This is a genomic window from Streptomyces sp. NPDC043908 (assembly GCF_056435525.1).
Genome location: NZ_JBWKEI010000002.1, coordinates 293,370 through 318,419 on the forward strand (window position 1 = coordinate 293,370; position 25,050 = coordinate 318,419).

Below are 25,050 nucleotides of genomic sequence, written 5' to 3' on the forward strand. Positions count from 1 at the left end.
GAGCGAAACAAACCGATAGGATCGCCTCATGCGCCGTTCCAAAATCGTCTGCACACTGGGCCCCGCCGTCGACTCCTACGAGCAGCTCACTGCTCTGATCGAGGCCGGTATGAACGTGGCCCGCTTCAACTTCAGCCACGGGTCCCAGGCAGAGCACCAGGAACGGTACGACCGTGTCCGCAGGGCCGCCGAGGACACCGGCCGCGCGGTGGGCGTGCTCGCCGACCTCCAGGGCCCGAAGATCCGCCTGGAGACCTTCGCCGAGGGCCCCGTCGAGCTGGTGCGCGGTGACGAGTTCGTCATCACCACCGAGGACGTCCCGGGCGACAAGTCGATCTGCGGGACCACCTACAAGGGCCTGCCGGGCGACGTCTCCAAGGGCGACCCGATCCTGATCAACGACGGCAACGTCGAGCTCAAGGTGACCGAGGTCGAGGGCCCCCGGGTCAAGACCATCGTCATCGAGGGCGGTGTCATCTCCGACCACAAGGGCATCAACCTGCCCGGCGCGGCGGTGAACGTCCCGGCCCTGTCCGAGAAGGACATCGAGGACCTGCGCTTCGCCCTGAGGATGGGCTGCGACCTGGTCGCCCTCTCCTTCGTCCGGGACGCCGACGACGTCAAGGACGTCCACAAGGTCATGGACGAGGTCGGCCGCCGCGTGCCGGTCATCGCCAAGGTGGAGAAGCCGCAGGCCGTCGAGCACATGGAGGGCGTCGTCATGGCGTTCGACGGTGTGATGGTGGCCCGCGGCGACCTCGCCGTCGAGTACCCGCTGGAGCGGGTCCCGATGGTGCAGAAGCGCCTCATCGAGCTGTGCCGCCGCAACGCCAAGCCGGTGATCGTGGCGACCCAGATGATGGAATCCATGATCACCAACTCGCGCCCGACCCGCGCCGAGGCCTCCGACGTGGCCAACGCCATCCTGGACGGCGCGGACGCGGTCATGCTCTCCGCCGAGTCCTCGGTCGGCGCCTACCCGATCGAGACGGTCAAGACGATGTCCCGCATCGTCGAGGCCGCCGAGGAGGAGCTGCTCTCCAAGGGCCTCCAGCCCCTGGTCCCGGGCAAGAAGCCGCGCACCCAGGGCGGTTCGGTCGCCCGCGCGGCCTGCGAGATCGCGGACTTCCTCGACGGCAAGGCGCTGGTGGCCTTCACCAAGTCGGGTGACACGGCCCGTCGCCTCTCGCGCTACCGCGCGGCCCAGCCGATCCTGGCCTTCACCACGGACGCCGGCACCCGCAACCAGCTCGCGCTGAGCTGGGGCGTCGAGTCGTTCGTCGTCCCGCACGTGGACAACACGGACGCGATGGTGGACCTCGTCGACGCGGAGCTGCTGAAGCTGAAGCGGCACAACGAGGGCGACACCATGGTCATCACGGCGGGCTCGCCCCCCGGGGTCCCCGGAACCACCAACATGGTCCGCGTCCACCACTTGGGCGACGGCCGCCAGGGCTGATTTCCGGCCACGGCACGGCGAGGTTCCGGCGGCGCTTTGCCGAGGTTCCGGTACGTGGCGAAGGGCGGCGCCCCGGAGTTGTCCGGGTCGCCGCCCTTCGCGCACACACCGACCGCGGCGCGCATACACCGACTGCGGCGTCTTCGCGCTCCGTTGCCCAGTCGCGGAGTGCCCGCAACAGGATCTACATATTCCGTGGGGTACGTTCGCGTTCATGCGTGCCCCGATAACTGTGCAGTTCAGCCGCCCGCTGGCCATCGCGGCCCTCACCGCGGCGGCGGTGGTCTGCGGCGCCGCCCCCGCGGCGGCCCACCCGGTGAAGCCGGGCACGACCCCGCCCGTGAAGCCGAGCCCCGGAGCGCCGCGCGCGGGAGCCCCCAAGCAGCCTCCCGCGGCCATGTCCACGGTCGGCGGCGCGCAGTTGGGCCTCCCGGGCCCCCAGACGGGCGAGGGCGCCCCCGCGCTGCCCGCCGGCCTCTCGGCCCTGTCCTGGATGGTCTCGGACGCGGACACCGGCCAGGTACTGGCCGCCAGCAACGCCCACTGGCCGCTGCCGCCCGCCTCCACGCTGAAGATGCTCTTCGCGGACACGGTGCTGCCCGCGGTCCCGGGCACGGTGAGCCACAAGGTCGAGCCGGCCGAGCTGAACGGGATGGGCGGCGGCAGCAGCGCGGTCGGCATCGTCCCGGGCCAGACGTACCAGGGCGCCGACCTGTGGCGCGGGGTGTTCCTGCGCTCGGGCAACGACGCCGTGCACGTCCTGGCGTCGATGAACGGCGGCGTCCCCAAGACGGTGTCGGACATGCAGGCGAAGGCGGACTCCCTGGGCGCCAAGGACACCCACGTCCGCAGCCCCGACGGCTACGACGCGGAGGGCCAGGTGTCCTCGGCGTACGACCTGACGCTGTTCCTCCGCTCGGGCCTGCGCAACAAGGACTTCAAGGAGTACTGCTCGACGGCGGACGCGAAGTTCCCGGGCGGCCCGAACACCAAGGGCAAGCCGTTCGGGATCTCCAACACCAACCGCATGCTCTCCGGCACCGGCGGCGTACCGAAGTACCCGGGCCTGATCGGCGGCAAGAACGGCTACACGTCCCACGCCGGCAACACCCTCGCCGAGGCCGCGACCCGCGACGGCCACACGATCCTGGTGACGGTGATGAACCCCCAGGAGAACAAGCGCGACAAGGTCTACACGGAGACGCGCGCCCTGCTGGACTGGGGCTTCACGGCGGTGGGCAGGGCGGCCCCGATCGGCACCCTGGACCCGGCGAAGCCCGCGCCCGCCGCCGACCTGAAGACGGCGGCCACGACGACCACGGACTCCTCGGGCCTGGGCGTCCTGGGCTGGACGGGACTGGGAGCGGGCGCGGCGGTGGCGGCCGGGGTGGCGTACGTGGTGCTGAAGCGGCGGCCGGAGAAGCGGCGTCGGGTGTAGGGAGCGGGCCGGGAAACGACTGTGGCCCGCACCGGAATCGGTGCGGGCCACAGTCACATGCGGCTCCCGGATGGGTCTTGGGCGGCTGCGTGTTACTCGGGGCTGCCGTCCGTGATGTAGTTCTGCAGTCCCGGGACCGTCAGCGTGCCGCCGAACTGGCCCGCCTGGCGGACCGTCGCGTTGGTGAAGATGGCGAGCGGGACGTTCAGGGGCGGCGGCGTCTCGGGGCTGAAGGTGACCGGGATGAGGCCGAAGAGGTTGCCCTTCAGCTCCTCCGTGTACATCGTCACCTTGCCGTTGCGGATCTCCGACGTGGAGCCCGCGCGCGCCTTGACGTGGGCGGTGGTCGGCTTGCCGTTCAGCTCCGGGCCGTACACCAGCTGGTGCAGGTTGTCGATGCCGACGTACGTCGCCGTGAACTTCAGGACCTTCTTGATGTTGCCGCTGCCCGTCTTGACCTCGACGATGCCCTCGTAGTTCAGGCCGGTCAGGGTCAGCTTGGTGGTCTTGAGGATCCACGGCTTGTCCGGCAGCAGCGGGACGTCCGCGTCCAGCTTGGCGTTGGCCAGGGCTTCCGGGTCCGCCGTCGGGCACGGGAAGGGCTGCTTGGCGCCGTCGGGGACGTTGGTGTCCTTCTTGGCGTCCAGGCCCTTGGCGCCGTCCGCCAGGTCCTCGACCTTCTGGCCGGCCTGCTTGGCCGCCTCGCGGATCGCGTCGGCCGTCCTGTCCGTCTTGTTCGCGGGCTTCGTCGCCGGCTTGGTGGCGGGCTTCGTCGCCGGCTTGCTCGGCGTCGTCGTCGGCGCCGGAGCCTTGGTCGTCGGCTTCGCCGTCGGCGTGGAGGTCGCGGTCGTCGACGGCTTCGGGGTCACCGGCGCGGACGACTTGCTCGGGTGTACGCCCAGGATGCCGCCCAGGACGTCCCCCAGACCCAGCGGGTCCAGCGGGTTGGTGGACTTGGTGGGCGCGGGCGTCGTGGTCGGCTCGGTGGCCGGTGCCTTCGTCGGGGCGGACGTCTTCTGCTGGACCTTCTCCGCCGACGGGGTGGCCGTCGGGGCCGGTTCCTTGGCCTTGTCCTTCTCCGTGTCCTTGGCGTCCGCCTTGTCCGGGGACGAGGACGAGGCGGAGGACGACGGGTCGGGGGCCGGCTTCGTCGACTTGCTCGACGACGGGCTCGGCGACTCGCCCGGCTCGTCGGAGCGCGTCACACAGGGGCCCGGCGCGAACGGGATGTCCGGGTTGTCGTCCGCCATCGCGAGCTTGGGCGTGAGGCTCATCCCGACGAACATGGCCGTCGGCATGGCGGCCAGCGCCATCGCCTTGCCGGCGGGCATGTGCAGCTTCGTCAGCAGCGACTTCCTCGGAGCCGCGTGACGCGGCCCGCCTCTCTCACGGGATTTGTCGCCGCCTCCGGTCGAGTCCAGCTGCGTCTCGTCACCCCGCACTGTTCCTCCCGCCATTGGCGTCGACTGTCGTTTCGGTGACGGCGGTTCCGGGCTCTCCCTCGTGCGGGCCGGGGACGGTGCTGCCGTCCGGCTCGTCGCCCGAGGGGTTGCCGGCCTGAGCACGCAGGTCACGCCGGCGCGGCTTCGTCGGCACCCACGACAGCGCGAGCGCACCGCCGAAGAGGGCGAGCAGGAAGCCCATCAGGAAGCCGCCGATGTTCGCCACGGGCAGGGAGATCAGCGCGAGCAGGATGGCCGCGACGCCCGCGAATACCCGGACCTGCTGGTGGTACCAGATGGTCAGGCCGAGCGTGATCAGCAGTACGCCGATGATCAACGAACCGGCGCCGGCCGTCGTGGACATGGCCAGCGTGATGTTCCCGAGGTGGAGATTGGCGTACGGGAAGTACGCGATGGGCACGCCACCGGCCATGGTGAACAGGCCCGCCCAGAACGGACGGCTGCCCCGCCAGGCCCGGAAACGAAGCCGCCAGTAGGAGAAGTCGCGGGAACCCGTGGTCTCGGCGCTCATGGAAAACAGCTCCCTGGTACCGCTGTTGCTGTGAAAGTGAAGAGGTCCCGGTGGCCGTGAGGCCGTGCTTTCTCAGCGGCCACCGGGGAAGGTGCCTAGTGCTTGAGCTGGCACTCGTTGGCGCCCGTGGACAGCCGCAGCTTGAGGCCGTTCAGCTTGAAGCTGCCCGCCGTGGTCGCCCACGCGCGCTGCTCGACCTTCTTCAGGGTCGCGTGGTCGGCGCGCTGAGCGAACCCGTACGCGTTCGACTTCGGCGACGCGTTCTCCTGCATCTTCGTCTTGCCGTTGGCCGAGCCCTGGCCCGCCGCGACGCCGATGTCGATGTTGGTGAACTCGGCGTCGGTGTCGAGCTGGGACACATCGAGGTAGATGTTGTCCGCCTTGACCGGCTCGCTGCCGCCGCCCGCGTTGATCGTCATCGTGATGTTGCCGAAGATCGGAACCTTCGGCGTGACCACGGACTGGCACATGTTGTAGATCTCGGCGTGGCTGAAGCCCGAGACGACAACGGGGTGCGCGGCCTTGTTGCCTTCGAGGTCCGTACCGGTGGCGATCGACCCGTACTGGAGGAGGTCGTCACCTTCCAACCGGTCCGCCGTGACCTTGAAGTCGACACCGGAAACACTGAACGACGCCGCCAGCGCACCCTGGGCGAGCCCGATGCCTATCGCCGCCGTGGCAGCCACGCTGGGCACCATGACCAGCGCGAACCGCTTCCATCTGGTCCCGCCACGAACTTGGGACTCCATGACTTTCCTCCTTCTCGGACGTACATCTCCGGGACGGACCCTCGCAGGCTGTCCAGGGATGGGAGAAGTGCTACGTCCTCGGGAAGGAGCGCCCGAGCCTCAGGCGCGTACCGCGTCCGAATCACCGGCGATCACCCCCGAGCGACAACCACTGGTCGCGCCTGACGCATCACGCACAACCTGCTGGACAGGCCCCGCCGGTAGAGCGGAGACCCCCCTGTCCACGTCCGGCACCACTGCCGCCGGCCGGCTCGGTGGGGACCCAGGAAACGCCCCGCCCCACAGGGCTGTCGGGCTGGTGCGTTATTGGACCGAGCGTGGCCGATCGTGGTCCATTCGGGGGAGGGGCGCAAGGGGGTTCGTTACTTGCCAGTAACGGAGGGATAACCGTGGCGCGACAGCCCGGCATCGGGCCGCCACACTTCGTACCCCCGAGTCACCGGACAGAAGGGGAAATAGACGTGTCAAGTCGGACGTAAGAAGCAGTTCAATTTACTGCCAGTAACAGCGGCCGCGTTTACCAAGTTTTGGTAAAGCGCGGCCGCCGCTTGTCTCCGTGTCGCCAAATCGTCAGCGCCGCACAGGCACGCGATGACAGCTCAGCGCCCCTGAGGGGCCCGGAGGCGGCCCGGACTCCGGGCCTCGGTTCAGTAAAGAACGCGCGCCAGCGCGCCCCGGGCCTTGGTCACCCGCGGGTCGTCGGGACCGACCACGTCGAAGAGTTCGAGCAGGCGCACGCGCGCCGCGTCGCGGTCGTCGCCCGCGGTGACACGGGCGGCCTCGACGAGGCGGCCGAAGGCGTCCTCGACATGGCCGCCGACCAGGTCCAGGTCCGCCGCCGCGATCTGGGCGGTGACGTCGGCCGGCTTCTCGGCGGCGTCCTTGCGGACCTGCTGCGGGTCCATCTCCTGGACGCGGCGCAGCAGTTCGGCCTGGGCGAGACCGAGCTTGGCCTCGGGGTGGCCGGGGTCGTCGGCGAGGACGTTCTTGTACGCCTGGACCGCGCCGGCGAGGTCGCCGGAGTCCAGGGCCGACACGGCCGCTTCGAGCAGGGCGTCGTACGGGCCGGCCATCGGGGCGGGGGCCTGCGAGGAGGCCGCGGCCGCGTCGACGGCGATGCCGGTGAGGCCGAAGCGCTCCTCGGCCACCTGGATCAGCTGGTCGAGGGTCTCGCGGATCTGGGCCTCGGGGGCCGCGCCCTGGAACAGGGGCAGCGCCTGCCCGGCGACCACCGCGAACACCGCGGGGATGCCCTGGATCCCGAACTGCTGCATCAGCATCTGGTTGGCGTCGACGTCGATCTTGGCGAGGAGGAAGCGGCCGCTGTACTCGACGGCCAGCCGCTCCAGGAGCGGGCCGAGCTGCTTGCACGGCTCGCACCACTCGGCCCAGAAGTCGATGACGACGGGCACCTCGGCCGAACGCTGGAGGACGTCGCGCTCGAACCCGGCCTCGTCGACATCGATCACGAGGGCCGACGGCGCCACCGCCGCGCCCCCGCCCTGGCGGGCGGCCTCGACTCGGGCCTGCTCCGCCTTGGCCTTGGCCTCACCGGCCGCCTTCACCGCGGCGAGGTCGACGACGCCGCTCATGGACATGTTCCTAGGCTGCATGCGTACATCCTCCCCCTTCCGCGCGCGTGTGTGGTCAACCCGTGGCAGGATCCCGGCGCACCTGGGTCCCCACCCGGCGCCTGATCCCTGCGGTACCGCGTCGCGCCGCTGTACCGCGTCGTCAACTGCTTGGTCGTGCTGTGGTCTGTTCTGTGGTTGTCGCTGAGGGCCGCTGGAGCCTTTCGCTACGAGTCGTAGCGTAACTGGAGACGGTACGGGAGCGCCCTCGGGGGGCCGTGATCTCCCCCACAGCGCGTTCCCCGGAGCTTTCCTTACCGGCCGGTATGGTCGTACGTCATGTGTGCCGAACCCAGCCCCGCCAGAGCCGTCCGCGGCCGACCTCGCAGCGCCGAGGCGGACGCGGCGATCCTGCTGGCGACCCGGCAGGCGCTGGTGGAACTGGGCTGGTCGAAGTTGACGATGGGGGACGTGGCGACGCGCGCGGGGGTCGCCAAGACGACGCTGTACCGGCGCTGGGCGGGCAAGAACGAGCTGGTCGTGGACGCGGTCGCGGTCCTCTTCGACGAGCTCGAACTCCCCGACCTCGGGAGCCTCGCGGCGGACGTGGAGGGCGTGGTGCTCCAGTTCGCGTCCATCCTGGAGCGGCCCGAGACGAAGACGGCGCTGATGGCGGTGGTCGCGGAGTCCACGCGCGACGACGCGCTGCGCGGACGGATCCGCTCGGCGATCGTGGACCGCCAGAAACGGCTCGTACTGATCGGCCGGGAGCGGGCGCAGGTGCGGGGGGAACTGCCGTACGAGGACGACCCCGTCGCCTCCGCGCGGCACGCCGATCTCATCTTCGATGTGGTGGCGGGGGCGGTGGTGCATCGGGCTCTGGTGAGTGCGGAGCCGGTGGATCGGGAGTGGGCGCGGGAGTTCGCGGTCCTGATCTGCACGGGCCTGCAATCCCCCACCTGACACCCTCGGTGGCCAAGCCCCCGAACCCCTGTTTGCGCCCGTGTTCACCCGCGGCCCGGCGGCGGCTGGTCGCGCAGTTCCCCGCGCCCCTTCAGGGCCCGGCTTTCGGCTGCCGGTGCGCTGTGGTTGCTCGCGCAGTTCCCCGCGCCCCTGAAGGGCATGGCCTTCGGCTGACAGTTGAGTTGGGTTGCTCGCGCCGTTCCCCGCGCCCCTTCAGGGACCGGACTTCCGCTGACCGTTGAGTTGGGCTGGTCGCGCAGTTCCCCGCGCCCCTGAAAGCGTGTGGCTGAGCCGAGTGCTCCGGCTGCGGGCATCCCCCTCAGGGGCGCGGGGAACTGCGCGAGCAACCCAGCACGGTCCGCAGACGAAAGAGGGGTGCAGGGGCGCAGCCCCGTGAGTGGGGTCCGGGGGCGTAGCCCCGTGAGCGGGGTGCAGGGGCCGCGGGTCCCGCGACAGGGGTTCGGGGGCGTAGCCCCCGGCAAACCACCTCCGCCCACCCCCGGAGGGTTCAGGGAAGGGGCGGGTTGGGGGCTACACCGCGTACCCCGTACCGAGCAGCGCCCCACCCCGCCCCCGCACCCACTCCGACGTCCGCCTCAACCCCTCCCCCAGCCCCACCTCCGGCTCCCACCCCGCCCACTCCCGCGCCCGCGAGTTGTCCGACAGCAGCCGCTCCACCTCGCTCCCGGACGGCCGCAGGCGTGCGGGGTCGGTCACGATCCGGGCCTCGCGGCCCGAGGCCGCGATCAGCGCGGCCGCCAGGTCGCCGATCGCGATCTCGCGGCCCGAGCCGAGGTTCACCACCTCCCCCACCGCCCGCTCGCACTCCGCCACCGCCAGGAACCCCCGCGCGGTGTCCGTCACATACGTGAAGTCACGCGTCGGAGTGAGCGAGCCGAGCCGTATCTCCCGTACGCCCGCGTGGAGTTGGGACAGGATCGCCGGGATCACGGCCCGCGCCGACTGCCGCGGCCCGTACGTGTTGAACGGCCGCACCACCGTCACCGGCAGCTCGAAGGCGTGCCAGTGCGACAGCGCCAGCATGTCCGCGCCGATCTTCGAGGCGGAGTAGGGCGACTGCGGCTGGAGCGGATGGGCCTCCGAGATCGGTACCGTCCGCGCCGTCCCGTACACCTCACTGGTGGAGGTGTGCACCAGCCGCCGCACCGAGTGCCGCCGGCAGGCCTCCGCGACGTTCTCGGTGCCGACGACGTTCGTCGCCACGTACGCGCCCGGGGAGTCGTAGCTGTACGGGATGCCGATCAGGGCGGCGAGGTGGAAGACGGTGTCGCAGCCGGCGACCGCGTCCGACACCCGCCCGGCGTCGCGCACGTCGCCCGCGATCGTCTCGACGGCCGGGTGGTCGAGCAGATGCGCGAGGTGGCCCTTCTCCGCGTACGGCTTGTAGTGCACCAGGGCCCGCACCCGCGCGCCCCGCTCGACCAGCAGGTCCACCAGGGTCGAGCCGATGAATCCCTCGGCCCCGGTGACCAGGACGGTCCGGTTCTGCCAGCTGCTCATGCGGTGTGCTCCTCGGTGTACGCGTACGAAAGGGTGGGGTGGGTGGGGTGGGCGGCCAGTTCCAGGACTCGCGCCGCCAGCAGGTCCGCCGCGACGGCGTGCGGTCCGGGGTCGGCCGCGCCCGTCATCGCGGCGAGCCGCGCGGGATCGGACAGGAGCGGCTCGACCAGTTCGGCCAGCCGCGCGGGGGTGGCCTCGGCGTCCGGCAGCAGCAGCCCCGCCCCGGCGTCGACGAGCACCCGCGCGTTGTGCGTCTGGTGGTCGCCGGGCGCGTGCGGATACGGGACGAGGACCGCCGGCAGGCCCGTGCTGGCGAGCTCCGCGACGGTCGCCGAGCCGGCCCGGCACACCGCGAGGTCGGCGGCGGCGTACGCGAGGTCCATCCGGTCCAGGTACGGCACGGCCCGCGCGCCCCACAGCCCGGTCAGCCGCCGCCGGGTCTCCTCCAGGGCGGCGGGGCCGGTCTTGATCAGCAGATGGACGTCGTCGCGCCCCTGCCAGCGCCGGGCGAGGCCGACCGCCGCCTCGGTGAGCCGGGCCGCGCCGAGGCTGCCGCCGTTGACGAGCACGAGCCGCGCCCCGGGCGGCACGTCCAGGGCCCGCCGCGCCTCGGCCCGCAGCGTCGGCCGGTCGAGCCGGGCCAGCGCGGAGGCGATCGGCATCCCGGTGGTGACGGCGTCGGCGCCGCCCGCGAGATGGGCCCGGCTGCGGTCGAAGGCGACCGCGACGTTCCGGGTGAGCCGGGCCGCGAACCGGTTGGCCCGGCCCGGTACCGCGTTGGACTCGTGGATGAGGCTGGGCAGTCCGGCGAGTCTGGCCCCGACGATGACGGGGGCGCTCGGATAGCCGCCCATCCCGACGGCGACCCGCGCGCCCTGGGCCCGCAGGATCGCCCGGCACTGGGCGCCGGACCTCAGCAGGGCGGCGGGCAGCAGATAGCGGCGGGCGCCGAGCGCCGGGTCGAAGGGGATCATGTCGACGGTGTGCAGCCGGTAGCCGGCGGCCGGGATCAGCTCGCCCTCCAGGCCCCGTTCCGTACCGACGAACGAGATCACCGCGTCCGGGACGGCCCGGCGCAGCGCCTCGGCGAGTGCGAGCCCGGGGTAGATGTGGCCGCCGGTGCCGCCCGCACCGATCACGACAGACAGTGGTGTGCGCATGTCCCGAACGGTCGCGGGGTGGCTTAAGAGGGTTCTAAGAGCGGTGTTTGGCACGCTGGGCCCATGAGCAGCAGCGCACACGCCCGGCCCCCGGCCCGCATCCTCGTCGTCGACGACGAGCCGGAGGTGCGGGCCGCCGTGGAGGACGGTCTGTCCGTCGAGGGGTACGAGGTGCGGGGCGCCGCCGACGGACTGGCGGCGCTCACCGCGATCGCCGCCTGGCAGCCGGACGCGGTGGTCCTGGACGTGATGATGCCGGTCCTGGACGGGCTCGCCGTCTGCCGCAGGCTGCGGGCGCTGGGAGACCGCACCCCGATCCTCGTCCTGACCGCGCTCGACTCGGTGAGCGAGCGCGTCGACGGCCTGGAGGCGGGCGCCGACGACTATCTGGTCAAGCCCTTCGCGCTGGACGAACTCGTCGCGCGCGTACGGGCCCTGCTGCGCCGGGCCGCGCCCGAGGAGCCGGACCCGGAGCGGCTGGTCTTCGCGGACCTGGTCCTGGACCCGGCCACCCGGTCCGGCCACCGCTCGGGGCGCCCCCTGGAGTTCAGCCGCACCGAGTCCGCCCTCCTGGAACTGCTGATGCGCCACCCCGGGCAGGTCCTGCCGCGCGAGATGATCCTGGAGCTCGTCTGGGGCCGCGACTTCGGCCCGGACTCCAACTCGCTGGCGGTGTACGTCGGTTATCTGCGCCGCAAGCTGGAGGCGGACGGCGAGCCCCGGCTCGTGCACACCGTCCACGGCGTCGGCTACCGGCTGGACACCGCGTGAGCGCCCGCCACCGCCTCGGTGCCCGCTGGCGGCGCCACCGGCCGCTGCGCACCCGGCTGGCGCTGGCCGCGTCGGCGGCGGTGGCGCTGGTCGCGCTGGGCGTCTGCACGGCGGCGTTCTTCGTGATCCGCTACGAGCTGTTCCACCAGCTCGACCTGAACCTGACCCAGTCCGCGACGCTGGCCGCCCAGCAGAACCGGGGCGAGGCCCCCGGGGTGCTGAGCGGCGAGTGCCGCTTCCTCGCCGCCCCGGCCTGCGCCCAGATCGTCCCCCGGAGCCGGGCGGACGATCCGGCCAAGCCGTATCTGCTGCCCGTCCCGCCGCAGGCCCGCGAGGTCGCGGCCGGGGAGCGCCGCCCGTACTTCACCAATCTCCGGCTCTCCGGCCACCCGGCCCGGATGCTCACCACGACGCTGCCGCACGGCCGGGCGCTCCAGGTCGCGCTGCGGGCGGACACGGTCGAGCAGGGCGTCCGGCAGGCGGCCTGGTGGCTCGGCGGCGTCGGCGCGGCGGGGGTGCTGCTCGCCGCCGGGCTCGGCTACGGGGTCTCCCGGACCGGCCTTGCCCCGGTCGCCCGGCTCACCGCGACCGCCGAGCACATCGCCGCCACCCGGGACCCGGGTCACCGCATCGAGCTGCCGCCGGGCCCGGCCTACAAGGAGGACGAGGTGACCCGGCTCGCGGTGTCGTTCAACACCATGCTGGGCGAGCTGGAGCAGTCGGTGACCGCACAGCGCCGGCTGGTCGCGGACGCCTCGCACGAGCTGCGCACCCCGCTGACGGCGCTGCGCACCAACGCCGAACTCCTGGCCCGAGCCGACCGCCTGACCGAGGCCCAGCGCACCCGGGCGTCGTCGGCGCTCGGCCGGCAGATCCGGGAGGTGACGGTGATGGTGAACGACCTGATCGACCTGGCCAGGGACGAGGAGCCCGTCCCGCTCCTGGAGGAGGTGCGTCTGGCGCCCCTGGTCGCCCACACCGTGGACACGGCCCGCGCGCACTGGCCGGCCACACCCTTCCGCCTCGACCTGGCGGACGCGTCCGCCACGCTGCCCGGCGTCCCGGCCCGCCTCGCCCGCCTGCTGTCCAACCTGCTGGACAACGCGGCGAAGTTCAGTCCGCCGGGCGCGGAGGTGGAGGTGGCGCTGTCGGGCGGGGCGCTGACGGTACGGGATCACGGGCCGGGCATCGCCGAGGAGGACCTGCCGTACGTCTTCGACCGCTTCTACCGGGCGGACCGCGCCCGCGCGCTGCCCGGATCGGGCCTGGGGCTTGCGATGGCCCGCCAGATCGCCCGGGCGCACGGGGCGGAGCTCTCGGTGCGGAATGCTCCCGGCGGGGGTGCGGAGTTCCGGGTGACGTGGGCGTCGTGACCCCGCTGCGCGGGCTGCCCCCCACCCCGCCCCTTCCCGAAAGCCCTGGCCGGGCGGCCGGATCCGTACGACTGCGGACCGGCGGGCCCTGAGCGCGCAGTTCCCCGCGCCCCTGTTCGACCGGGTTTCGTGTGCGGGTGGTGGGTGGCTGGTCGCGCAGTTCCCCGCGCCCCTGAGGGGGCTGTGGCCCAGCTGGAACGTCCGGGTACCGGCGGACCGCCCAGGGGCGCGGGGAACTGCGCGAGAAGCGACCACGGCCCGCAGCCGAACGAGGGTTCAAGGGGCGCGGGGAACTGCGCGAGCAACCCACCACCGCCCGCAGACGAACAAGGGTTTCCAGGGGCGCGGGGAACTGCGCGAGCAACCCACCACCGGCCCGCAGCCGAACGAGGGCCTTAAGGGGCGCGGGGAACTGCGCGACCAGCCACCCACCGCCCGCCGACGAACCACGGCCTTCAGGCAAGCCGCCACCGGGCCCCCCGCAGACGGACCCACCCAGGGCCGGGGGGCCTAGAACCCCGCCGGTTCCGTGTACACCCCCCACTCGTCCCGCAGCACCCCGCAGATCTCCCCCAGAGTCGCCTCCGCCCGCACCGCGTCCAGCATCGGCGCGATCATGTTGGAGCCGTCGCGCGCGGCGGCGAGCATCGCGTCCAGGCAGGCGCGCACCCGCGCCTCGTCCCGCGCGGCCTTGCGGTCCGCCAGGACGCGGACCTGCTCCCGCTCGACCTCGTGGCTGACCCGCAGGATCTCCAGGTCCCCGGTGACCGACCCGTGGTGCACGTTGACGCCCACGACCCGCTTCTCGCCCTTCTCCAGGGACTGCTGGTACTGGAACGCGGACTCGGCGATCTCGCCGGTGAACCACCCGTCCTCGATACCGCGCAGGATGCCCGAGGTCATGGGCCCGATCGGGTGCTGCCCGTCGGGGTGCGCCCGCCGCCCGCGCTCCTTGATCTGGTCGAAGATCTTCTCCGCGTCCGCCTCGATGCGGTCGGTGAGCTGCTCCACGTACCAGGCGCCGCCGAGCGGGTCGGCCACGTTGGCCACGCCCGTCTCCTCCATGATCACCTGCTGGGTCCGCAGGGCGATCTCGGCGGCCTGCTCGCTCGGCAGGGCGAGCGTCTCGTCCAGGGCGTTGGTGTGCAGCGAGTTGGTGCCGCCGAGGATCGCGGAGAGGGCCTCCACGGCCGTCCGTACGACGTTGTTGTACGGCTGCTGGGCGGTGAGCGAGACCCCGGCCGTCTGGGTGTGGAAGCGCAGCCACTGCGCCTTGTCGGACTTCGCCCCGTACACCTCCTTCATCCAGCGGGCCCAGATCCGGCGCGCGGCGCGGAACTTGGCGATCTCCTCGAAGAAGTCCAGGTGCGCGTCGAAGAAGAAGGACAGACCGGGGGCGAAGACGTCCACGTCGAGGCCGCGCGAGAGGCCGAGCTCGACGTAGCCGAACCCGTCCGCCAGCGTGTACGCCAGCTCCTGCGCGGCCGTCGCCCCGGCCTCGCGGATGTGGTAGCCGGAGACGGAGAGCGGCTTGTAGGCGGGGATGCCCCGGGCGCAGTGCTCCATCAGGTCGCCGATGAGGCGCAGGTGCGGCTCGGGCTGGAAGAGCCACTCCTTCTGGGCGATGTACTCCTTGAAGATGTCGGTCTGGAGCGTGCCGTTGAGGACGCCGGGGTCCACGCCCTGGCGCTCGGCGGCGACCAGGTACATGCAGAAGACCGGCACGGCGGGGCCGCTGATCGTCATCGACGTGGTGACGTCGCCGAGCGGGATGTCCTTGAAGAGGACCTCCATGTCGGCGGCCGAGTCGATGGCGACACCGCAGTGGCCGACCTCGCCCAGCGCGCGCGGGTCGTCGGAGTCGCGGCCCATCAGGGTCGGCATGTCGAAGGCGACGGAGAGGCCGCCGCCGCCCGCCTTGAGGATCATCTTGTAGCGCTCGTTGGTCTGCTCGGCGTTGCCGAACCCGGCGAACTGGCGGATGGTCCAGGTCCGGCCCCGGTAGCCGGTCGCGTGGAGTCCGCGCGTGTACGGGTACTCGCCGGGCCAGCCGATCCGCTCGAAGCCCTCGTAGGTGTCGCCGGGCCGGGGCCCGTAGACCGGCTCGACCGGGTCCCCGGAGAGCGTGGTGAAGTCCGCGTCCCGCTTGCGGGCCTTGTCGTAACGGGCCTGCCAGCGTCGGCGGCCCTCCTCGATGGCGTCAGCGTCCATACCCCCGAATTTACTAGGACGTCCTAGTAAATGTCGATGGCCGACCGCCCGCGGTTCTTCGCGGGCGGGGGGCCGGACCGGCTCCTACGCCTGGGCTCCGACCGGCGCCGAGTCCGTGACCAGGGGTTCCACCTCGCGGGAGACCTTGCGCTCGACGAAGAACGCGGCGGTGGGAATGGTTCCGGCGAGGAGCACCCACAGCTGCTTGCCGACCGGCCACTTCGCCTTGGAGCCGAGGTCGAAGGCGCAGACGAGGTACAGGACGTACAGCCATCCGTGCGCGATGCCCACGATCTTGGTGAAGTCGGCCGCGCCGTCCATGTCCAGCAGGTACTTGGCGATGACGCCGAGGGTCAGCAGGACGAGGAGGACGCCCGTGATGTAGGCCATCACCCGGTACCGGGTCAGCACGCTCTTTTTCATGCCTACGAGCGTAACGGCCGCGGACCCGCGATCTTGGCCGGGTCCGCTCCGCCGAGAGGCGCGGCGACGGCCCGCGGCCGGCCGCCCCCTACTCGTCCTCGAAGTCGCGCGCGGCCACCCGCAGCGGCCGCAGCAGCGCGAAGATCTCCCCGCACTCCTCCGCGTCGTAGACGCCGAGCCCGAAGTCCATCTCCATCAGGTCCCGGGTCGCGTTCTCCACGACCTCGCGCCCCTTGTCCGTGATGGAGGCCAGGGTGCCGCGGCCGTCGTTGGGGTTGGGCCGCTTGTCGACCAGCCCGGACCGCACCAGCCGGTCCACCGTGTTGGTCACCGAGGTGGGGTGGACCATCAGCCGCTCGCCGATCTTGGACATCGGCAGCTCACCGGCCTTGGAGAAGGTGAGCAGCACCAGCGCCTCGTACCGCGCGAAGGTCAGCCCGTACGGCTTGACCACCGCGTCGACCTCGGCGAGCAGGATCTGGTGCGCGCGCATGATCGAGGTGATCGCCCCCATGGAGGGGACCGGCCCCCAGCGCTGCTGCCAGAGTTCGTCGGCGCGGGCGATGGGGTCGAACGGGAGGCTGAGGGGCTTCGGCACGCGTCGACCTTACCGACTGGTCACATGGCGGTCAGCTCCGTCTCACACTTCGGCCGACGCATCCGCTCGCACCCGGCCCGTGGCGCTCCCGGGGGAAGGGTGACCGCTATGTCACGATTGCCCGCGTCCTGTGTACGCGCGTGACCCCCAGGGAGCCGCATGTCCCGGCACGGAAAGGCCCGGCCCGCCCACGCCCGGCACCGCATCCTGCTCGCCGCCGCCCTGCTCACCCTGGCCGTCGGCTGCTCCGGCTCCCCCACGCCCGCCACCACCTCCGCCCAGCGCCACTCCACCGGCGGGGGCGCCGAGCCGGTGCCCGGCGGACCCTTCTGGGTCGACCCGGAGAGCAACGCCGCCCGGCAGATCAAGGCCTGGAAGGCGCAGGGGCGCACCGCCGACGCCGAGGCGCTGCGGCGCATCGCGGACCGGCCCGTCGCCGACTGGCCCTCCGGGGACGACCCGGGCCCGGGGATCCGCCGGGCCGTGGCGGGCGCCGCCGAGGACCGGCGCACGGTCCTGCTCGTCGCGTACAACATCCCGCACCGCGACTGCGGCGGGCACTCGGCGGGCGGCGCCCCGGACGCGGCCGCGTACCGCGCCTGGTACGGCCGGTTCGCCGAGGCGATCGGGGACGCGAAGGCGATCGTGGTCCTGGAGCCGGACGCGGTGGCCCACGTCGTCGACGGCTGCACCACCTCCGAGCACCGGGACGAGCGGTACCAGCTGCTCAACGAGGCGATCGAGCACTTCAAGCGGCTGCCGAACACCAAGGTCTACCTGGACGCGGGCAACCCGGCGTGGGTGCCCGACCCGGCCCGGCTGGTCGAACCGCTGACCCGGGCCGGGGTCGCCCGCGCGGACGGGTTCGCGCTGAACGTCTCCAACTTCCAGACGGACGAGTCCGTACGCGCGTACGGCGCGAAGGTCTCCCAGGGCCTCGGCGGCAAGCACTTCGTGGTCGACACCAGCCGCAACGGGGCCGGGCCGCTCCTGGAGGACCCCGAGCAGGCCTGGTGCAACCCGCCCGGCCGGGCGCTCGGCACCCCGCCGACCACCAGCACCGAGGACCCGCTGCTCGACGCGTACCTGTGGATCAAGCGGCCCGGCGACTCGGACGGGACCTGCCGGGGCGGGCCCGCGGCAGGCGCCTGGTGGCCCGAGTACGCCCTGGACCTGGCCCGCCGCTCCAAGGCCTGAGCCACCGCCCGGCCCCGCCGTCCGGCCGGCCGGCGGTCAGTCGATCATCAGCCACTTCGCCTCGGACGGCGTGCCCTCGGCGTCCGTGACGAAGAGCATGTACCAGCCGGGCGGGACGAGCGCCTTGTCGGTCGGCACCTCCACGGTGACCGAGTTGGCGTCCTTGGTCAGGCGTACGTCGATCGAGCGCTGCTCGACGTCGGTGGTGTGGGTGACGGCGCTCGGCCGCATCAGCCGGGCCCGGGCGATCCGCTCGGGGTGGGCGGTGGGGAAGGTGGCGCGGCGGTCCTGGCCGACCGCCTGCGGGCCGTCGCCGAGCTCCGGGCGCCTGTCCTTGTCGCGGTAGAGGTAGGGCGGGGTGTAGATCTCCATGCGCTGCTCGAACTTGCCGAGCTTGGTGTTGTCCTTGTCGCCGAAGAGCGAGTCGGAGCCGAAGGTGGCGACCCGGCCGTCGGGCAGCAGCAGCGCCTCCGAGTGGTAGTTGCGCCCGACCGTGGGGTCGGCGGCCGCGCGGAAGGCGTTGGAGGCGGGGTCGTAGAACTGGGCCTTGAGGATGTTGCTGGCGCCACGGCCCCGGTAGTCCTTGGAGCCGCCGCTGGTGAAGACGGAGTCGTCGGGCAGGATCACGCTGTTGAGGTAGCGGGTGCCCTGCGGGAGCGCGGGTCCGGCCGTGAAGGCGGGGCTGTCCTGCGCGAGGTCGACCAGGGCGGTGCGGGGCGTGGACTTCTTGGACTCGCCGACCCCGCCGCCGCCCAGCAGCATGAACCGCTGGGCCTGGGCGGGCGGGAGCAGCAGCGAGCTGGCCGTCTCCAGCTGGTCGCCGTCGCCCAGGCCGCCGATCTTCTGGAAGGTGTTGGTCCGCAGGTCCCACAGGCCCGGCTCGCGGCCCTTGTCGGCGGGCCCGTAGCCCGCGTTGGCGCCGGTGTAGAAGAGCTTGCCGCTCTTGGTGAGGAAGAGCGAGGGGTAGGTCGGGAAGTACCGGAACGGCCCCTTGGACCACTTCTTGGTCCTCGGGTCGTAGATCTCGTTCTCGCCCGTGAGGATCGTGCCCACGTCGTCCAGTCCGGAGACGGCGAGCACCCGGCCGTCCTTGAGGGTGGTGAGCGTCGGGTACCAGCGCGCCTCCCGCATGGGGGCGACGGGGACGTACTTCTCCGCCTTGGGGTCGAACTCGTACGCCGAGCGGATCCCCTGGAAGTCCTGCTTGTCCAGGGTGATCTTCTCGGCGAGGCCGTAGGTGTTCGCGGCGTCCTCGCCGCTGAGCCCCTCGATCGCGTACTGCGCCTGCTCGGTGGCGACCGACCGGGGCCCCTCGGCGGCCGCCTCGACGAAGACCCGGGCCTCGGCCGCGGTGACCTTGGTCTTCCACGGCCTCATCTGGCCGGTGGCGTAGTAGCCGATCTCGAACTCGCGCTTGGCCGGGGGCACGGTCACGTCGAACCGCGACACGTACGCGACGCCCGACGGGGAGCGGAAGCGGGTGCCCTTCTTGATGGTGACGGCCCTGTCCGGGTTCTCGTTCTTCACCCGCATCCCGCCGCCGGCCCGCTTGACCTGGTCGTCCAGCACCTCGTAGCGGGCGGTGCCGCCGGCCACCAGCAGACGGCCGTCGGGGAGCTGGGCGTGGCCGGAGCAGAAGAAGTCCTCCGGGGTGGGGACCTTCTTGAAGGTGTTGTCCTTGGGGTTCCACAGCACGGTGTCGAAGGAGCCCGCGTCGAACTTCTCCTGCTTGTTGCCGGACCCGGCGATGATCAGGACCTTGCCGGTGTGCAGCAGGGCCGCGTGGATCGCGTTGGTGCGGTACTCCCTGGGGATGTCGACGGTGTCCCAGGCGCCGTACTTGCGCTTGTACTCGGGCCGGCTGATTTGGTACGCGTGGTACTGCTCCTCGGCGAAGGAGAGCGCGGCCGGGGCGTTGAGCCCGGCGAGCAGCAGGACGGCGCCGCCGCCCAGGAGCGTCTTCTTGGTGCGCGGGGAGGGCCGGAAGTCCATGGGTCAGTTCCCTCCGGTCGTCGAGGCAGCCGGTGTGGTGGCGGCGAGCGCGGCCTCCGTCTCGGCGGGCTCGGCCGGGCGGGCCAGGGCCCGGCGCCGGGCGGCCGCGCGCTCGCGCCGGACGCTGAGGGACCAGACGGCGACGGGGGCGAGCGCGATGGCGAGGGCGAGCACCGCCCAGGTCCGCATCGCCGCGTGGGTGTGGCCGTAGTGGACCGAGGCGCCGAGGGAGACGATGAGCACCGCGGCCCAGAAGAGGTGGATGCGGAAGGTCCACAGCCGGTCGGGGCTGGCCGCGCCGCCCTTGGGGGTGACGACGAACCCGCCGCGGGTGCGCAGCACCGCCGACAGGAGCGACTTGAGGTAGACGGGCGCGCAGAGCGCGGACATGCCCATGCCGGCCAGGCCGCCGGAGCCCTGGGGTTCGTGGGGCGAGACGTTGTGGCGGCGGTTCCAGAGGTAGAGCCCGATCTGGAGGGCGGCGGCGTCGCTGTAGAGCATCAGCCAGACGGACGCGGAGACCTGGGTGCCGGAGGCCCCGAACCACAGGAACAGGACGCAGCTGACGATGCCGAGCAGCCAGTTGACGGCGGTCATCGGGTAGTAGACGAGCATCAGGGAGTACGAGAGGAGCCGCCCGGGCGGGACCCGGAACAGCGCCTTCCAGTACTGCTTGAACAGGGTCTCGTACGTGCCGCGCGACCAGCGGGTCTGCTGGGTGAAGAAGTCGGTCCAGGACTCGGGGCCCTCGCCGACCGCGAGCACGTCCGGGGTGTAGACGGACCTCCAGAAGCGGCCGGTCCCGGGGTTGCGGCGGCGGTGCAGCTCGAAGCCGGTGGCCATGTCCTCGGTGATCGAGTCGTAGAGCCCGCCGACCTGGCGCAGCGCGCTGATCCTGACGATGTTGTTGGTGCCGACGAACATCGGGGCGCGGTAGCGGTTGCCGGCCCGCTGGATCAGCGCGTGGAAGAGGAACTGCTGGGACTCGGCGGCCTTGGTGACGGGCGAGTCGTAGTTGCCGTAGACCTGGGGGCCGACCACGAACGCCACGTCCGGGTCGCGGAAGTAGCCCATCATCCGCTCCAGGAAGTTCGGCAGCGGTACGTGGTCGGTGTCGACGGAGGCGAAGAAGTCGTAGTCGGCGCCGTGCATGGCGAGCCAGGCGTTGTAGTTGCCGTGTTTGGTACGCGCCTTGTGCGGGCCCTTCTCGCGGTTCCACTCGGGGACGCCGCTGCGGGTGAAGTGGCGCACGCCCAGTTCCTCGCAGAGCGCCTTGGCCCGGTCGTCGTCGCCCTCGTCCAGGAGCCAGATGTCGAGGGGGCCCGCGTGGTGCAGGCGGACCGCGCCCTGGAGGGTGGCCCGGACCATGGCTATCGGCTCCTTGCCGGGCACCCAGGTGGTGAGGAAGGCGACCCGGGTGCCGGGCTCGGGGTAGACCGGGACGGGGTCCTGGGCGACCATCGTGGCGTGCGCGATCGAGACGACGTTGACGACCATGAAGAACTCGATCAGGCCGATCGCGACGAGCATCGCGATGTCCAGGCCGACCAGCCACTCGTCGCCGCCCTCGCGCTCCACCCAGTGGGTGGGCCAGACCAGGTAGACGAGGAGGACCGCGGTGAGCACGGGCGCCAGGGTCATCAGCAGGACGGCGCGTATTCGGCGGGGTTCGGCGGAGAGGAGGCTCCGGTACCGCACCCGGTAGCCCGTCCTGTCCGGTTCCGTGAGCGGTCCGGCGAGCCGGCTGTGGGCCTCGTAGTCGTAACGCTCCGACGGACTCTCCGACCGCACTGTGCCCTCCAGCTGATCGAGACAGGTAGATATCCCCACAAAAGTGGAGATTCCTCGGCGTGTCGACTGGAGTACTCCGAGTGAGCGGTTCTTGTTTGGGACGGCATACGGCCGTCCTGCGGGTCCTGGCACGGCAGAGCCCCCGGTGACCGCGCGGGGGCGGGCCGGGGGCCTGGGAGGGTGTCGAGGCGGCCGGGAGGGGCCCGGTCAGGCGGAGAGGTGGCGCTCGACCGTCTCCACCTTGGAGGTGAGCCCGTCGGTGACACCCGGCCGGATGTCGGCCTTCAGGACGAGCGAGACGCGCGGGGCGCGGGCCTCGACGGCGGCGACGGCGCGCCGGACCACGTCCATGACCTCCTCCCACTCGCCCTCGACCGAGGTGAACATGGCGTCGGTCCGGTTCGGCAGCCCGGACTCGCGGACGACGCGCACGGCGTCGGCGACGTACTCCCCCACGTCCTCGCCGACGCCCAGCGGGGTGACCGAGAAGGCGACGATCACGCTCCGACCACGCCTTCCTTGCGGGCGCGCGCGGCGATCAGGGCGTCCTCGGCCTGGCGCTTGAGCCTGCGCTCGGCCACGAAGCCGCCGAAGGGCAGCACGGACAGGACGAAGTACAGGGCGGCGGTCCCCACCGGCCACTTCGCCTTGTTCCAGGCGTCGGCCCAGAAGATCACGTACAGGATGAAGAGGATGCCGTGGATCGCGCCCATCACCGGCACGGCGTTGACGTCGGTGGTCCGCTTCAGCACCGAGCACACGAGCAGCAGCAGGAAGGAGACGGCCTCCGGGGCGGAGACCAGCCGGAGACGGTGGAGGGCGGATGCGGTCTTGATGTCCACGGGGGCACCTTCGGTGGGAGGGTCGGAGGGTGTTGCTTGTGAACGCAAGCACAAACGTTCCCCATTGTGACACCGGTGGTGCCCGGACCGTGGCGGGGGTCCCCGCGGAGGACCGCGATCGGGGGCCCCGGGCCCCGAAGCCTGGCCCCGGCCGCGGCCGGGCGGCTAACGTCAGCCCGTGGCAACGTTCCGACTCCAGGGCAGCAAAGTGCTTGCCGTCGACATGACCGGCGACGCCGTCAAGGCGAAGAACGGCTCGATGGTCGCCTACGACGGCCAGATGGCCTTCAAGAAGATGTCCGGCGGCGGTGAGGGCATCCGCGGCATGGTGACCCGCCGGCTGACCGGCGAATCCATGACCGTGATGGAGGTGAAGGGAAACGGCACCTGCTACTTCGCCGACCGCGCCTCCGAGATCAACCTGGTCTCGCTCCGGGGCGACCGGCTCTGGGTGGAGGCGAGCAACCTGCTCGCCACCGACGCGGGCCTGCGCACCGGCACCACCTTCACCGGGCTGCGCGGGGCGACCCAGGGCAACGGCCTGTTCACGACCACCGTCGAGGGCCACGGCCAGGCGGCGATCATGTCGGACGGGCCCGCGGTGGTGCTGCGGGTCTCCGCGCAGTACCCGCTCATGGTCGACCCCGGCGCCTACATCGCCCACCAGGGCGACCTCCAGCAGCACTTCCAGTCCGGGGTGACCTTCCGCACCCTGCTCGGCGAGGGCTCGGGCGAGGCGTTCCAGATCCGCTTCGAGGGCGAGGGACTGGTGTACGTGCAGCCCAGCGAGCGCAACACGGTCGGAGGGGACGTCTGATGCCCTTCCGCGAGATCAACTCCAAGATGGTCGAGGCCGTGGTGGCGCCCGGCCAGAAGATGTTCAGCCAGCGCGGCGCGATGCTCGCGTACAAGGGCGAGGTGTCGTTCACCCCCAACATGCAGGGCGGCCAGGGCGGGCTGATGTCGATGATCGGCCGGCGGGTGGCCAACGAGGCGACCCCGCTGATGACGGTCGAGGGCAGCGGCACCGTGATGTTCGGCCACGGCGGCCACCACATCCAGGTCATCAACCTCGCCGGGGACACGCTCTACGTGGAGGCCGACCGGCTGCTCGCCTTCGACGGCACCCTCCAGCAGGGCACCATGTTCCTGGGCTCGCAGGGCGGGGTCATGGGCATGGTCCGGGGCCAGGTGACCGGGCAGGGCCTGTTCACCACCACGCTCAAGGGCCACGGCGCGGTCGCGGTGATGGCGCACGGCGGGGTCGTCGAGCTGCCGATCACCCCGCAGCGCCCGGTCCACGTCGACCCGCAGGCGTACGTGGCCCACCACGGTGACGTACGCAACAAGCTGTCCACGGCGCTGGGCTGGCGGGACATGGTGGGCCGGGGCTCGGGAGAGGCCTTCCAGCTCGAACTGTCCGGCAGCGGCGCGGTGTACGTCCAGGCCTCGGAGGAGAAGCTGTGAGCACCCCCCAGCCCGGCGGGCCGACGGTCTTCGACCCGCACTCGCTGCCCGCCGACGACAACGTCAACAAGTACACCTTCTGCGTGGAGCTCAAGTCGAGCCAGTGGTTCCTCCAGAAGGGCAAGATGATCGCCTACTACGGGCGGATCGACTTCAACGGCATCGGCCACGGCCGGCTCGACCGGCTGCTGCGCACCAGCTTCCACTCGCCGCTGCACGCGAGCGACTGGGTGGTGGCGGAGGGCTCCGGCAAGATGCTGCTCGCGGACCGGGCGTTCGACGTCAACTCCTACGACCTCGACGAGGGCAACCTGACGATCCGGGCCGGGAACCTGCTGGCCTACCAGCCGACGCTCGCCCTGAAGCAGTCGATCGTGCCGGGATTCCTCACCCTGATCGGAACCGGGAAGTTCGTGGCGGCGTCCAACGGACCGGTGGTGTTCATGGAGCCGCCGATCCGGGTGGACCCGCAGGCGCTGGTCGGCTGGGCCGACTGCCCCTCGCCCTGCCACCACTACGATCACGGCTACATGACGGGCGTACTGGGCGGAATCCGGTCACTGACCGGGCTCGGCGGGACGTCCGGCGAGGAGCACCAGTTCGAGTTCGTGGGCGCGGGCACGGTGCTGCTCCAGTCCACCGAGGTGCTGATGGCCGAGCAGACGACCGGGCAGGTGCCCGCGGAGCCGGGCGTTCCGGGCGGCGGGGCGGCGGGCGGGGCGCACGGTCCGGCGGGTTCGGCACCGCGTCTTCCCGGCCAGCTCGGGGACCTCCAGCGTCGCTTCGGCCTGTGAGCGGTAGTCTGCGGAGTGTGACGTCGAACGCGTGCACCCTTGCCGGGCGCTGACCACGACCCTTGGGCCGGTGCGTGCGGGGCGTCACATTCCGAGGCTTCGTTCAGAATTCAACTTCTTAGGTAGAATCCACATATGGAGACCGAGACGGCCACCAACTGGCTGACCGAAAGCGAGCAGTGCGCCTGGCGTACCTATCTGGACGTCAACAGGATGCTGACGCACCAGATGGAAAAGGACCTGCAGCCGTTCGGCCTGACCAACAACGACTACGAGATCCTGGTCAACCTCTCGGAGGCCGAGGGGCAGCGGCTGCGCATGAGCGACCTCGCCGCCGCGACCCTTCAGTCCAAGAGCCGCCTCTCGCACCAGATCACCCGGATGGAGAACGCGGGGCTGGTGCGGAGGGAGAACTGCGAGTCCGACCGGCGGGGGTTGTTCGCGGTGTTGACGGAGGCGGGGGTGGAGACGATGGAGAAGGTGGCGCCGCACCATGTGGCGTCGGTGCGCAAGCACTTCATCGATCTGCTGTCGAGTGAGGCGCTGGCGGATCTTCGGGCTTCGTTGACGCCGGTGGCGGAGCATCTGCGGGGCCACCGCGGCAAACTCTGATCGCCCCCACCCCGCCCCTTCCCTAAACCCTCCGGGGGTGGGGGAGGCTTTCCCCGGGGGCTACGCCCCCGGACCCCCGGTGTCGGGGCCTACGGCCCCCGGACCCCGCTTTCACGTTCACCCGCGGGCCGGCGGTGGCTGAGC

Annotated in this window: 23 protein-coding genes; 10 read left to right on the top strand and 13 right to left on the bottom strand. The window is 71.6% G+C overall.

Annotation, left to right across the window (positions count from 1 at the left end; all coding sequences use genetic code 11):
* The first annotated feature begins 28 nt into the window (after positions 1–28).
* Positions 29–1,459: a pyruvate kinase gene (gene pyk, locus AC069K_RS05575; RefSeq protein WP_358835426.1), complete on the top strand. Its 1,431-nt coding sequence runs from the start codon at positions 29–31 to the stop codon at positions 1,457–1,459.
* Between the two features lie 214 nt (positions 1,460–1,673).
* Positions 1,674–2,897 (top strand): D-alanyl-D-alanine carboxypeptidase family protein, encoded by a 1,224-nt coding sequence (locus tag AC069K_RS05580; protein WP_478612341.1) that lies wholly within the window; start codon positions 1,674–1,676, stop codon positions 2,895–2,897.
* Between the two features lie 92 nt (positions 2,898–2,989).
* Here the strand turns inward: AC069K_RS05580 and AC069K_RS05585 are convergent, their stop codons facing one another.
* The 4 genes from AC069K_RS05585 to AC069K_RS05600 form a co-directional block, all read right to left on the bottom strand.
* Positions 2,990–4,339 carry a hypothetical protein gene (locus AC069K_RS05585; RefSeq protein WP_478613295.1) on the bottom strand — a complete coding sequence of 450 codons (1,350 nt, stop codon included), beginning with the start codon at positions 4,337–4,339 and terminating at the stop codon, positions 2,990–2,992.
* Positions 4,329–4,871 (bottom strand): DUF6114 domain-containing protein, encoded by a 543-nt coding sequence (locus AC069K_RS05590; RefSeq protein WP_365102295.1) that lies wholly within the window; start codon positions 4,869–4,871, stop codon positions 4,329–4,331. The genes AC069K_RS05585 and AC069K_RS05590 overlap by 11 nt, the downstream gene beginning before the upstream one ends.
* Before the next feature lie 95 nt (positions 4,872–4,966).
* Positions 4,967–5,620 carry a DUF6230 family protein gene (locus AC069K_RS05595; protein ID WP_365102298.1) on the bottom strand — a complete coding sequence of 218 codons (654 nt, stop codon included), beginning with the start codon at positions 5,618–5,620 and terminating at the stop codon, positions 4,967–4,969.
* A 647-nt stretch (positions 5,621–6,267) separates the two neighbouring features.
* A complete protein-coding gene (locus AC069K_RS05600; RefSeq protein WP_478612346.1) occupies positions 6,268–7,233 on the bottom strand; it encodes a tetratricopeptide repeat protein in 966 nt (321 codons plus the stop codon).
* A gap of 297 nt (positions 7,234–7,530) precedes the next feature.
* Here AC069K_RS05600 and AC069K_RS05605 point away from each other — a divergent pair, with 297 nt between their 5' ends.
* A complete protein-coding gene (locus AC069K_RS05605; RefSeq protein ID WP_365102303.1) occupies positions 7,531–8,154 on the top strand; it encodes a TetR/AcrR family transcriptional regulator in 624 nt (207 codons plus the stop codon).
* Positions 8,155–8,685: 531 nt separating this feature from the next.
* Here AC069K_RS05605 and AC069K_RS05610 read toward each other — a convergent pair.
* Positions 8,686–9,675 (bottom strand): GDP-mannose 4,6-dehydratase, encoded by a 990-nt coding sequence (locus AC069K_RS05610; RefSeq protein WP_478612350.1) that lies wholly within the window; start codon positions 9,673–9,675, stop codon positions 8,686–8,688.
* The gene (locus AC069K_RS05615; RefSeq protein ID WP_478612353.1) at positions 9,672–10,835 is read right to left on the bottom strand and encodes a UDP-N-acetylglucosamine--N-acetylmuramyl-(pentapeptide) pyrophosphoryl-undecaprenol N-acetylglucosamine transferase; all 1,164 of its coding nucleotides are present in this window, start codon (positions 10,833–10,835) and stop codon (positions 9,672–9,674) included. Before AC069K_RS05615 ends, AC069K_RS05610 begins: the two co-directional genes overlap by 4 nt.
* Positions 10,836–10,898: 63 nt before the next feature.
* Between AC069K_RS05615 and AC069K_RS05620 the strand changes: the two genes are divergently transcribed.
* Positions 10,899–11,606, top strand: coding sequence for a response regulator transcription factor (locus tag AC069K_RS05620; protein WP_358834635.1), 708 nt, complete (start codon positions 10,899–10,901; stop codon positions 11,604–11,606).
* Entirely contained in the window at positions 11,603–12,979 is a 1,377-nt protein-coding gene (locus AC069K_RS05625; protein ID WP_478612357.1) for a sensor histidine kinase, read from the top strand. The genes AC069K_RS05620 and AC069K_RS05625 overlap by 4 nt, the downstream gene beginning before the upstream one ends.
* 510 nt (positions 12,980–13,489) lie before the next feature.
* Here the strand turns inward: AC069K_RS05625 and AC069K_RS05630 are convergent.
* The 3 genes from AC069K_RS05630 to AC069K_RS05640 form a co-directional block, all read right to left on the bottom strand.
* The gene (locus AC069K_RS05630) at positions 13,490–15,190 is read right to left on the bottom strand and encodes a coenzyme B12-dependent isobutyryl-CoA mutase large subunit (RefSeq protein ID WP_365102317.1); all 1,701 of its coding nucleotides are present in this window, start codon (positions 15,188–15,190) and stop codon (positions 13,490–13,492) included.
* Positions 15,191–15,274: 84 nt separating this feature from the next.
* Complete coding sequence (locus AC069K_RS05635; protein ID WP_365102320.1) at positions 15,275–15,613, bottom strand: DUF3817 domain-containing protein; 339 nt, start codon at positions 15,611–15,613, stop codon at positions 15,275–15,277.
* 88 nt (positions 15,614–15,701) lie between these two features.
* The gene (locus AC069K_RS05640; RefSeq protein ID WP_329401795.1) at positions 15,702–16,211 is read right to left on the bottom strand and encodes a MarR family winged helix-turn-helix transcriptional regulator; all 510 of its coding nucleotides are present in this window, start codon (positions 16,209–16,211) and stop codon (positions 15,702–15,704) included.
* A gap of 159 nt (positions 16,212–16,370) precedes the next feature.
* Here AC069K_RS05640 and AC069K_RS05645 point away from each other — a divergent pair, with 159 nt between their 5' ends.
* Positions 16,371–17,408 carry a glycoside hydrolase family 6 protein gene (locus AC069K_RS05645; RefSeq protein ID WP_478612362.1) on the top strand — a complete coding sequence of 346 codons (1,038 nt, stop codon included), beginning with the start codon at positions 16,371–16,373 and terminating at the stop codon, positions 17,406–17,408.
* 36 nt (positions 17,409–17,444) lie between these two features.
* On the opposite strand, the gene glxA is transcribed toward AC069K_RS05645, so the two are convergent.
* From glxA to AC069K_RS05665, 4 genes are all read right to left on the bottom strand, one after another.
* Positions 17,445–19,400, bottom strand: coding sequence for a radical copper oxidase GlxA (glxA, locus tag AC069K_RS05650; RefSeq protein ID WP_478612365.1), 1,956 nt, complete (start codon positions 19,398–19,400; stop codon positions 17,445–17,447).
* A gap of 3 nt (positions 19,401–19,403) precedes the next feature.
* Positions 19,404–21,230 carry a glycosyltransferase family 2 protein gene (locus AC069K_RS05655; protein WP_478612366.1) on the bottom strand — a complete coding sequence of 609 codons (1,827 nt, stop codon included), beginning with the start codon at positions 21,228–21,230 and terminating at the stop codon, positions 19,404–19,406.
* Positions 21,231–21,398: 168 nt separating this feature from the next.
* Complete coding sequence (locus AC069K_RS05660; RefSeq protein ID WP_358834628.1) at positions 21,399–21,692, bottom strand: MTH1187 family thiamine-binding protein; 294 nt, start codon at positions 21,690–21,692, stop codon at positions 21,399–21,401.
* Positions 21,689–22,033 (bottom strand): DUF3817 domain-containing protein, encoded by a 345-nt coding sequence (locus AC069K_RS05665; RefSeq protein WP_358834627.1) that lies wholly within the window; start codon positions 22,031–22,033, stop codon positions 21,689–21,691. The genes AC069K_RS05660 and AC069K_RS05665 overlap by 4 nt, the downstream gene beginning before the upstream one ends.
* A gap of 178 nt (positions 22,034–22,211) precedes the next feature.
* Between AC069K_RS05665 and AC069K_RS05670 the strand changes: the two genes are divergently transcribed.
* The 4 genes from AC069K_RS05670 (at position 22,212) to AC069K_RS05685 (ending at position 24,906) form a co-directional block, all read left to right on the top strand.
* Positions 22,212–22,850, top strand: coding sequence for an AIM24 family protein (locus AC069K_RS05670; protein WP_358834626.1), 639 nt, complete (start codon positions 22,212–22,214; stop codon positions 22,848–22,850).
* Positions 22,850–23,500: an AIM24 family protein gene (locus AC069K_RS05675; RefSeq protein WP_358834625.1), complete on the top strand. Its 651-nt coding sequence runs from the start codon at positions 22,850–22,852 to the stop codon at positions 23,498–23,500. Before AC069K_RS05670 ends, AC069K_RS05675 begins: the two co-directional genes overlap by 1 nt.
* Positions 23,497–24,294, top strand: a complete 798-nt coding sequence (locus AC069K_RS05680; RefSeq protein WP_478612373.1) for an AIM24 family protein — start codon at positions 23,497–23,499, stop codon at positions 24,292–24,294. The genes AC069K_RS05675 and AC069K_RS05680 overlap by 4 nt, the downstream gene beginning before the upstream one ends.
* Positions 24,295–24,429: 135 nt before the next feature.
* The gene (locus AC069K_RS05685; protein WP_358834623.1) at positions 24,430–24,906 is read left to right on the top strand and encodes a MarR family winged helix-turn-helix transcriptional regulator; all 477 of its coding nucleotides are present in this window, start codon (positions 24,430–24,432) and stop codon (positions 24,904–24,906) included.
* Positions 24,907–25,050: the final 144 nt, after the last annotated feature.